Origin of the sequence: Vibrio sp. S12_S33 (assembly GCF_963889785.1) — a bacterium.
Classification (GTDB): domain Bacteria; phylum Pseudomonadota; class Gammaproteobacteria; order Enterobacterales; family Vibrionaceae; genus Vibrio; species Vibrio aestuarianus.
Genome location: NZ_CAWPQZ010000362.1, coordinates 1 through 256, shown reverse-complemented (window position 1 = coordinate 256; position 256 = coordinate 1). Strand labels below are relative to the sequence as shown.

At 56.2% G+C, this 256-nt stretch carries 1 protein-coding gene; it reads left to right on the top strand.

The genetic code is table 11. The annotated features are described in order from the left end of the window. The coding region (locus tag AACW06_RS20460; protein WP_202884138.1) for a hypothetical protein at window positions 1-256 on the top strand (256 nt) is incomplete at both ends.

Below are 256 nucleotides of genomic sequence, written 5' to 3'. Positions count from 1 at the left end.
CCAACTGCGGCGCCAACGCTTACTATCGCGGATGCAGCGGACGGCAGCGTGAGCGTGGCAGAGAACAATGACGGCGTTGAAACGGTGGTAAGTATTCCAACGGGTGTGGAAGTGGGTGATACGGTGACCTTAACCATCACCAACCCAGATAGCAGTGTGACAACACAAACCTACACCGTGACCCAAACGGATGTCGATACCGGCAGTGCGAACATCACCATCCCAAGCTTGGCGGCGGAAGGTGACTACAGCGTGA